Source organism: Streptomyces sp. NBC_00210, from assembly GCF_045160975.1.
Taxonomy (GTDB): domain Bacteria; phylum Actinomycetota; class Actinomycetes; order Streptomycetales; family Streptomycetaceae; genus Streptomyces.
The window spans coordinates 4,493,724-4,502,718 of the sequence record NZ_CP108120.1; the positions used below are offsets into that span (position 1 = coordinate 4,493,724).

At 66.8% G+C, this 8,995-nt stretch carries 11 protein-coding genes; 9 read left to right on the top strand and 2 right to left on the bottom strand.

Annotated features, from left to right (window positions below; all coding sequences use genetic code 11):
* Positions 1-615: 615 nt before the first annotated feature.
* Positions 616-1,200, top strand: coding sequence for a hypothetical protein (locus tag OG729_RS20375; protein WP_405807528.1), 585 nt, complete (start codon positions 616-618; stop codon positions 1,198-1,200).
* On the opposite strand, the gene OG729_RS20380 is transcribed toward OG729_RS20375, so the two are convergent.
* Positions 1,197-1,598, bottom strand: coding sequence for a hypothetical protein (locus OG729_RS20380; RefSeq protein ID WP_405807529.1), 402 nt, complete (start codon positions 1,596-1,598; stop codon positions 1,197-1,199). The two genes, OG729_RS20375 and OG729_RS20380, sit on opposite strands and share 4 nt — an antisense overlap.
* 509 nt (positions 1,599-2,107) lie before the next feature.
* Between OG729_RS20380 and OG729_RS20385 the strand changes: the two genes are divergently transcribed.
* The 3 genes from OG729_RS20385 (at position 2,108) to OG729_RS20395 (ending at position 4,267) form a co-directional block, all read left to right on the top strand.
* The gene (locus OG729_RS20385) at positions 2,108-2,488 is read left to right on the top strand and encodes a hypothetical protein (RefSeq protein WP_405807530.1); all 381 of its coding nucleotides are present in this window, start codon (positions 2,108-2,110) and stop codon (positions 2,486-2,488) included.
* Positions 2,489-2,571: 83 nt separating this feature from the next.
* The gene (locus OG729_RS20390) at positions 2,572-3,729 is read left to right on the top strand and encodes a DNA/RNA non-specific endonuclease (RefSeq protein WP_405807531.1); all 1,158 of its coding nucleotides are present in this window, start codon (positions 2,572-2,574) and stop codon (positions 3,727-3,729) included.
* A 16-nt stretch (positions 3,730-3,745) separates the two neighbouring features.
* A complete protein-coding gene (locus OG729_RS20395; protein ID WP_405807533.1) occupies positions 3,746-4,267 on the top strand; it encodes a hypothetical protein in 522 nt (173 codons plus the stop codon).
* A gap of 292 nt (positions 4,268-4,559) precedes the next feature.
* On the opposite strand, the gene OG729_RS20400 is transcribed toward OG729_RS20395, so the two are convergent.
* Complete coding sequence (locus OG729_RS20400; protein ID WP_405807534.1) at positions 4,560-5,195, bottom strand: MerR family transcriptional regulator; 636 nt, start codon at positions 5,193-5,195, stop codon at positions 4,560-4,562.
* Positions 5,196-5,278: 83 nt separating this feature from the next.
* On the opposite strand from OG729_RS20400, the gene OG729_RS20405 reads away from it, so the two are divergent.
* The 5 genes from OG729_RS20405 to OG729_RS20425 all read left to right on the top strand — a co-directional run bounded on the left by OG729_RS20405 (position 5,279) and on the right by OG729_RS20425 (position 8,933).
* Entirely contained in the window at positions 5,279-5,707 is a 429-nt protein-coding gene (locus tag OG729_RS20405) for a DUF3291 domain-containing protein (RefSeq protein ID WP_360872950.1), read from the top strand.
* A gap of 49 nt (positions 5,708-5,756) precedes the next feature.
* Positions 5,757-6,635: an arginase family protein gene (locus OG729_RS20410; protein ID WP_360872952.1), complete on the top strand. Its 879-nt coding sequence runs from the start codon at positions 5,757-5,759 to the stop codon at positions 6,633-6,635.
* A 115-nt stretch (positions 6,636-6,750) separates the two neighbouring features.
* Positions 6,751-7,623, top strand: a complete 873-nt coding sequence (locus OG729_RS20415; RefSeq protein ID WP_360872955.1) for a DUF2797 domain-containing protein — start codon at positions 6,751-6,753, stop codon at positions 7,621-7,623.
* A gap of 97 nt (positions 7,624-7,720) precedes the next feature.
* Positions 7,721-8,065 (top strand): antibiotic biosynthesis monooxygenase, encoded by a 345-nt coding sequence (locus tag OG729_RS20420; RefSeq protein ID WP_360872958.1) that lies wholly within the window; start codon positions 7,721-7,723, stop codon positions 8,063-8,065.
* Positions 8,022-8,933 carry an amidohydrolase family protein gene (locus OG729_RS20425; RefSeq protein WP_405807537.1) on the top strand — a complete coding sequence of 304 codons (912 nt, stop codon included), beginning with the start codon at positions 8,022-8,024 and terminating at the stop codon, positions 8,931-8,933. The genes OG729_RS20420 and OG729_RS20425 overlap by 44 nt, the downstream gene beginning before the upstream one ends.
* Positions 8,934-8,995: the final 62 nt, after the last annotated feature.

The following is an 8,995-nucleotide window of genomic DNA, read 5'->3' on the forward strand; positions in this document are numbered from 1 at the left end:
TAAGAACTTTCAAGGCTTTCAAGTCCCGACGTTGCTGCAACGGTACCGCTGTGCGTGGTCGGGCGGTTGCGTAGAGGCAGGAGAGATCGGCGAGACGCTCGCCGCAGTCGTCCATGAGGGGCTGAGTTATGGGAAGCGAAGCGCGGGCACTGCTCGCCCAGTTGACCGAGGAACGCGGAGCCGGCGGAGTGCTGAGAATCGACACGACGGAGGGGCTGGACTTGCCCCCGGGATCGATGGCTTACCCGCCGTGCCAGTGCCCGCAACACCGCGCCGCGAAAGCCTCAACGGGCGGCACCACAGTGAGCGACCAGGTTCGAGCAGCGAACGCGCAGAGCGGGGGCGAGTCGCAGTGAGGCGATTGACGGCCCGCCTCGGCCTTTACGCCGAACCGATTCTCATCATCGCTATTTCAGGGTCGGTCGGCTTCGTCCTCGGCGTGGCTTTGGTCAGCCCGACCACATGAACGCCTCCTGGCCGCGGGAGGTGTCTCTTCGAAGCGGCCAGGTCCCACGCCATATGCGTGGCGACAGATTCCCGCCCGGCTGTCCCGTGTGACGGCGGTCGGCAGCCGGACGGGTCAACCGATGCACCCAACCGAAGGAGCGTGCAGCAGTGTCCGCAACGTTAGTACGTCCCGCCCCTGAGCGGGTCGCGGTGCGAGCCCGGGAAATCGTGAGGATCATCGAGGCGGACCCGGAGTTCGCCCGGCTGCGCACGGCGTGCGCGAAGTACGACGAGGACTGGCAGAGCTTCACCGGCTACGCCCTGGTGGACGGCTTCGATGTGGAGACGGACACCGTGCCGCTCTTCCCGGAGGCGCTTCGGGCCATGGCCATCAAGTCGGCCGTGTATGAGATGACCGATGGCGATGAGCAGGCCGCCGAGATTCCCGTCTCCGTCCCCGTGGACGAGATGATTCACGCCCTCGCGGCGCAGTTCACCGTGCTCAGCCGTGTCCAGGAGCGCACCGGAATCAAGTTCGTGCACGCCACCGACCGAGAGCAGATCGGCGGATGGGACCACGGCGACTACACGCACCAGGTCTACCGGGCCGCGTGGGGACCGCTGAGCGAGCGGTTCTGGATCGGCAAGGAAGAGACGATGAAGCGGAAGGCGGTCGTGGTCGCGAAGTACGAGCCGCTGGGCATCTTTCAGGGCGGCCGTAAGTTCGCCCCCGGATTTGCCACCCGCGGTTAATTGAGCGCGCGGCGCAGCGCCTGGAGTACGTCCACTTCGGGGAAGACCTGCGGGATCTCCTGGGTGGCTTGCTCGATGAGCAGTTCGAGCACTCCGGGTGCTGCGCTGTGCATCACCTCGTACAGGTACGCATCCAACTGGGACGGGCTGTCCGGCAACCGCAGCTCCACCGTGAACGGCACGCCTTCAGTCCTGTACCGACCAGGCGGCAGGCCGACTTTCTCCGGGTGTACGCATACGGGCACTCCAGCCGCTGTGTATCGGTGCCCGTCCGCAGGATTGAACGGGCAGTCGGCGGAGGGACGCTCGACCACGTCGAACTCGCCGAGCGGAAAGCGACGTGAGGGGCAGATGCCGCACGACGGGTGTTCGCCACCGGTGACGAAAGCCTCAGCCATGGGCCGCAGGGTAGCCCGATGTCGAGGTCCCCACGAAAGCCGCCGCCAGTGCATTGGACAGGCCGGTGAAATGGCGCACCGATGTTCGAGAACCCCTGCGTGACGGCAACGCTGACGGCAACGACGGCACACAGAGACTGCCGAGGGCCTACGTGGGCGAGCAGATCACGAGGCCGCCGCAGACCCCGGCAAGGGGTTGCCCGATCCTACAGATCAGAAGGCTGCAGGTTCGAATCCTGCCGAGTGCACAGCAGGCCGCCCGGTACGCCTGTTGATGGCAACCCGACCGGTGAGCCAAGGGGAACGCCGGGCTGTCACGGTGATCGGACGTGGGGACGACCCCTGTCAGCTGTGGTCCGCAGCGTAGCGCCGACGATGGTGTTGGACGGCGCGGATTGAGACACGCACCCGGAGTGGATCTTTACCAAGTCTTTCCGCGGGTCGCACTCGTGAACGAATCTCGCCCATTAAGGTCGTACGGCTAACGAATCAACGGAGGGGTGATTGCGATGGGTGATGACGGCAAGGTCCTCAACATCAAGACCGCTGATCTAAAGGCGGTTGCTCCGACATTTCACGAGCAGAGCACGGCGTTGGTCAAGGCCCTCACCACACTCACGACTTCGCTGTCCGAGGCCGGTGCGGCTTGGGGAGACGACGATCCAGGGATGAAGTTCCACGGTATCTATGCCCCCAACATCACCGCAATTATGCGTTCGTCAATGATCCTTGCCGAGGGGTTGGTCAGCATCCATCTGGCCATGACCGATATGGCGGACGGGCACATCGAAAATGACGAATTGATTCGCGCCATGTTCAGCAAGGTCGTGCCTAAGCCGCGCGAGAAGCATGACGATCTCGGCAATCACGACCGGGGCCAAGGACAGTGAGTGCGGGTGACAAGGTCCGGGAAGTTGTCCAGGATCTCACGGGGATACATTGGCCGGCTGCTGACGAGGACAAGCTGCGGGACATGGCGAAGGCCTGGCGGAAGTTCGCCGACGACATGGAGGACGTTACCGCCGCTGCCAACAAAGCCGCACAAACTCTGATTCACAACAACACGGGAGAGGCCATATCGGCCTTTGACGACCCGTTCTGGCGCCGCTATTACCACGACAAGAAGGGCTGGCTTCAGGACCTCATCGACGGTCCCCGTGCCCTGGCGGACGGGCTGGACAAGTACGCCGATGCCGTGGCTGACGCCAAGAAAAAGCTCGAGCATGAACTGGAGATTGTCGGCGCCACCATCGTTGCGGGCACCGCTCTCGCCATCTTCACTTTCGGTGTGTCCGAAGCCGCTGCCGCAGCAGCCTCGGTCACGATCATCGAACTTGCCGCCACCCTCGGGGTGACTCTCTCCACCGTGGTCGCCGACATCGCCGCTACCACCTTTGTCACTGCTGCTTTCGCAGGCATCGAGTCCGTCACCGTCGACCTCGCCGTCGCGCAGAACATGGCGATCAACTTCGGCATGCAGGACGGCTTCAACCTCGATGAAGCTCAGAGCGCAGGGTTCTACGGCGCGGCCACCGGCGGTGCATTCGGTGGATTGGGAAAGTCTGCGCAAGCCATATCCGAAGCGGGCGGGATCAACAGGTTCTTTCAGGGAATACCCATCGATATCGCCGGCCCGCGCCTGGCGATGGCCGGTATACCACCCCTCGGTCCTGGGCAGCCCCTGCTGCGTGTCGGCCAGGGGGGTGGCTACGGGGCAGCGAGGCAACCTCCCCACTACTGCCAGCCCCTTGACGGCGTCGGACGTGCCCAAGGCGTTAACACAACGATCACTAAGTCGATGCTCGACACGGGTTCCAAGGCCGGCCGACGCGTGCAACCTCCCGGTTGGGGCGGTGATACAGCCGGTCACACTCGGGGGCACCTGCTCGCCAGGTCTCTAGGGGGCGACGGCAAGGCGCCAGAGAACATCGTCATCATGTACGACAAGGCAAACAATGAAGTCATGCAGAAGATGGAGAAGCAGATATACGCCGTTGTAGATGCTGGCCATGATGTGAAGTACTTGGCCACTCCTATGTATCGAAACCCGTCAGACCTCATCCCGTCAGGTGTCCATGTCGTCGCCAAGGGCGGTGGCCTCGACATCGACCAAACCATCATCAACCAGTAGGCAGATCATGACTGACTTGGAACTCTTGGCGGCACTTCCGGCAACTGGCGAGATGGGACCGGTGATCAACGATTGGGAGTCCGCCGAAGCGGCTCTCGGTGTCACCTTCCCGGCTTCGTTCATGCGCTTCCTCGACGTGTTCGGAGGCGCCAAGTTCGATGACTTCCTGCGCGTCTACCGTGCGGGCGCAAACAACGAGAACGTCGATCTGGTAACCCGAACTCTCATCGCCAGGGAAACCATGGCCACCACGCGTCCGCACATCCAGGAGCTGCTGTCACAACGCGGAGTGGCACCGGCTCAGCTGGTCCGCTGGGGAGGTACGGACAATGCGGACATGTGCTTCCTGGTCCCGAACGCGGATCCCCGCAAGTGGGCCGTCCTCACCGTCATCGGGCGTGGCGACGAGTTTGATCTCTTTGATGGCCCTGTGGGGACGTACCTGTTGCGTGTGCTTCAGGGCGACGTCGTGAGCGAAGTCTTTCCCGACGACTTCCCGGATGAATCGTCCACGTACGAGCGCAACCCGCGTATCTGAATGACGTACGGCAGCATCTGGTAGCAGGAGGTCACGCAGCGGCGGCAACTGAGAAGACGGGGCCAGTCGGCCGCTTCTCGGAATGACGGCAGCGCTGATGGCAACGACAGCACACAAAGGCTGATGATCATCGACCGCGGCGATCGGCTCAGGAGACCGCGAGACTCCCTTGCAAGGCGGTGTCCGATCCTACGGATCAGAAGGTTGCAGGTTCGAATCCTGCCGAGTGCACACAGACAAGAGGCCCCTTGGAGAGATCCAAGGGGCCTCTTGCGTTGCCCGGCAGGGGACGTCAACCGCCGTACCGCTTCGCCGACTCGTTCTCCTGGGCGAGGCGTCGCAGCGCCAGCAGTGCCGGCTCCAGCAGTAGCGTCAGCAGCACCGCGCGCTCGGCGCGCTCCACCGTGTCGGCGGCGTGGTCCAGTTGGTCGAGGTCGAGGGTGGCGGTGCGCTGGGCGAGGTCGGCGTACGGGACCAGGGAGCGCCAGTCGTAGGTCAGGCCGAGTGAGCGCAGGGTCTCCAGGGTCTCGGCGACGACCTGTTTGGCCGGGGCGTGGGGCGAGACGTCCCAGCCCATTTCCGACAGCAGGGCGTCCGTGTCGGCCATGCCCGGACGGTCTGCTGCCTCTTCGGACTCCTCGGCGTCGGTCAACGTGACCGGCCTGGCGCCGAGGACGAGGCCGAGGACCTGGTGGGTGTCGGCCTCGTGTTCGGAGACGGCGCTCAGGACGTCCCGGGTGGCGCTGATCGACAGTCCCCGGACACCGATGAGCGCGCGGATCAGCCGGAGGCGGCGCAGGTGCAGATCTCCGTAGTCGGCCTGGGTGGCGGCCGTCGCCCGGCCGGGGGGCAGCAGGCCTTCGCGGAGGTAGTGCTTGATCGTCGTGATCGGTATCCCGCTGCGGCGGCTCAGTTCGGAAATACGCACCTGTTACTCGCTCTCGGCTGGCAATTGGAGAGTGTGACTCTCTAATATGGATAGTGCCACTTCCTATGAAGGCGAGGAGTACGGTGCCGACACTTCCCTGGGTCACTCCGAACCCGGCTCCGCCCCACACTCAGGCTTACGTCATGGCCTCCCGCTTCGAGGTGCGAACCCTCAGGGACGTGCCCCGCTTCTTCTGGAAGTCTCTCGCTGCGTGGAAGCAGGTGCGCGCCGCGCCGGGAGCCCTGGGCGCGTCCCTCGTCGCCCAGCCGATGAAGCGCGTCTTCTGCACACTGTCCGCGTGGGAGAGCCGAGACGCTCTGTACGCGTACGCGAGGACCGAGCCGCATCGCGGCATCATGAGCGCGCTGCGCGCAACGATGCGCACGTCGACGTTCACGTTCTGGGAAGTCCCGGTCGAACAGCTGCCGATCGGCTGGGACGAGGCCCGACGACGCCTTGCGGAACAGCGGCGGGCCGACGCCGCCGAGGGTGGTGACGGTGCGGTCCGATGAGGACCGTACGCACCACAATGGGCATTCCCCGCCGACGATTGGGTGCCCAGTGCGAGAGCTCGCGATCATCGAGGCCCCGTCAGTCCTCGGGCTGCGGCCGACCGGCGTGCAGGGCATGGCCGCGGCCCTGCTCGGGGCCGGGTTGGCGGACGGCCTTGGGGCCTTGGCGGGCGGGCGCGTTGACGCACCCCCGTACGACCCGAGGCGGGACCCCGGCTCCGGGATGCTCAATCCGGGTGGGATCGCGCAGTACTCCAGCAGGCTGGCGGACCGTGTCGGCGAGGTGATCGACCGCGGGCTCTTCCCCCTCGTCCTCGGCGGTGACTGCAGCATTCTGCTCGGCAACCTGCTCGCGCTGAGGCGGCGTGGACGTTATGGCCTGCTGTTCCTGGACGGGCACTGCGACTTCTACCAGCCGGACGCCGAGCCGACCGGGGAGGTGGCCTCGATGGAGCTCGCCCTGGCGACGGGGCGCGGGCCGCGGGTGCTCAGCGATCTGGAGGGACTCGGGCCGCTCGTGGCCGACGAGGATGTTGTCGTCCTCGGGTTCCGGGACGCAGCCGAGTCGGCCGGGGCCGGGATGCAGCCGTTGCCGGACGCGTTGCATGCGGTCGACCTCGACGGGGTGCGGGCCGTGGGGGCCGCCGCGGCGGCACGGCACGCGGTGGGGCGGCTCGGCGAGTACTGGGTGCACCTCGATGTCGATGTACTGGACGACGCGGTCATGCCCGCGGTCGACTACCGGCTGCCCGGTGGGCTGAGCTGGACCGAGTTGGAGAGCGTGCTGCGCACGGCCCTTGCCGACGAGCGGGCCGTCGGGTTCGATGTCACGATCTTCAATCCCCGACTCGACCCCGACGGGAGCATCGCCGCTCGGCTGGTCGAGTGTCTGCGCCGTGGTCTTGCGGCGCGGGCAGGTGGCAGCTGAGGCAGTCGGCGCCGAGCAACGGCAGCCGGCGCCCGTTCGCGGCAACCGGGCACAAGGCCGCGACCCGTGTCCGTGGGCTCGGGTAACCTCCCCGTTTTCGGCCGGAGGTGTGTGAATGGCATGGCGGTGCGCGGGGCTCAGCTGGCCGCAGGGGGCGCGGATGCCCGTACTCCGTTGGGAGGGCGGCCCGGTCAGTCCGCTGACCGGCGGAAAGGAGCTGGGGTTCCGGGCCGAGGGGCCCCGGCGGTGTGTCGGGGCGCGCGGGAATGCCTGTCCGTCCGGGGCCGTCGTCGCCGGGCGGGGGACGCAGGCGCGGTGTGCCGAGTGCGCGCGGCTGGACCGGGCGCATTCGGTGGCCGCCGACACCATCGCCGACGACCCCAGGACGTACCGCGTCTATCTCGCCTGGTTCGGTCCTGCGATGGTCAAGGTCGGCATCACCGCCGAGCAGCGCGGGCCCGTCCGGCTCCTCGAGCAGGGGGCCGTCGCGTTCAGCTGGCTGGGGCGCGGTCCGCTGATGGCGGCGCGGCGGACGGAGGAGCTGCTGCGCAGTGCGCTGGGGGTGCCGGACCGGATTCCGTACGCCGACAAGCGCGCCGTGCGGACCGCGCTGCCGGGCGCGGCGGAACGGGCCGCCGAGCTGGCGGAGCTGCACCGGCGCGCGACCGGGCTCGCCGGCTGGGCCGAGTCGCTGGAGCGGCTGGAGTTCGAGGCGGTCGACCACGGGGAGATGTTCGGGCTCGACGGGCTGCCGCCCGCGACCGGCGTGGTGCGCGAGCTGGTGGACGGCGGGGTGGTCGCGGGGCGCCTGCTGGCCGCCGCCGGGCCCGATCTGCATCTGCGGACCGCCGGGGACGGGCTCGTCGTGCTCGATACGCGGCTGATGACCGGGTGGGCGCTGGTCGGCGCGGACTCGGCGGCGGGGGTGACGGTGCCCGTTGTCGAACTCCGCACCGGCCCCGACTCCGTGCAGGACGGGCTCTTCTGACCGGCGCCGACCCGATGGTCAAGTCTTGGATCCCGTTCGGATCCCTTACGGCAATGAGGGTGGACACCCGCCTGACCGGGACCGGAAGGTGGACGTCATGAGTATCAAGAGCATCAGGCCTGTCACTGCGCATGAACCGCCCTATTACACCGTCGTCTTCGCCTCGGTTCTGACCGAGCGGCCCGACGGATACGCCGAGACCGCCGAGCTGATGAAGGAACTCGTGAAGGACGTGCCCGGGTTCCTCGGATACGAGTCCGCCCGCACCCCCGGCGGACTCGGCATCACCGTCGGCTACTTCAGGGACGAGGAAGCCATAGCCACCTGGCAGCGCAACCTCGATCACCAGGCCGCGCAGAAGCGCGGACGCGCCGAGTGGTACGACAGCTACACCGTCCATGTGGGCAGGGTCGAGCGGAGTTATGGCTTTGAGCGAGGCTGAGGACGTCAAGAGGTTCTGGAGGCGGCTCGGGCTGCCCGGGCTCGTCGACATACACACGCACTTCATGCCCGAGCAGGTCCTGAAGAAGGTCTGGGCATACTTCGACGCGGTCGGGCCGCTGACCGGCATGGAGTGGCCGATCACCTACCGCCACGAGGAAGAGCAACGGGTTTCTCTGCTGCGGGAGTTCGGGGTGCGCGCCTTCACCTCGATGCTCTATCCGCACAAGGCGGGCATGGCCGCCTGGCTGGGCGGCTGGGCGGCGGACTTCGCCGCGCGGACGCCCGAGTGTCTGCACACCGCGACGCTCTTCCCCGAGGAGGGCGTGGACCGGTACGTACGAACGGCGGTCGAGAGTGGGGCGCGGGTCTTCAAGGCGCACCTCCAGGTCGGGGCGTACGACCCCAATGACGCCCTGCTCGATCCCGTGTGGGGGCTGCTCGCCGAGGCCCGTGTCCCGGTGGTGATGCACTGCGGCTCCGGGCCCGTGCCCGGCAAGCACACCGGGCCCGAGCCGGTGGGGCGGCTGCTCGCGCGGCATCCGCGACTGCGGCTGGTCGTCGCGCACATGGGCATGCCGGAGTACACCGACTTCCTGGAGCTGGCGGAGTCCTACGACGGTGTGATGCTGGATACGACGATGGCCTTCACCGACTTCAGCGAGCGCTTCAGCCCCTTCCCGAAGGGGGAGCGGGCACGGCTGCTGGATATGCAGGACCGGGTGCTGCTCGGGACGGACTTCCCGAACATCCCGTATCCGTACGCCCATCAACTTCAGGCGCTGGAGCGGCTGGAGCTGGGAGACGACTGGCTGCGCGCGGTCTGCCACGACAACGGCGCACGGCTGTTCGCGCTCCCTGTCCCTTAGCTCTTTCTCCCCCTCAGCTCTTTCTCAGGGAATTCACAGGAAAGTGCAAGGAGGCTCTCAGG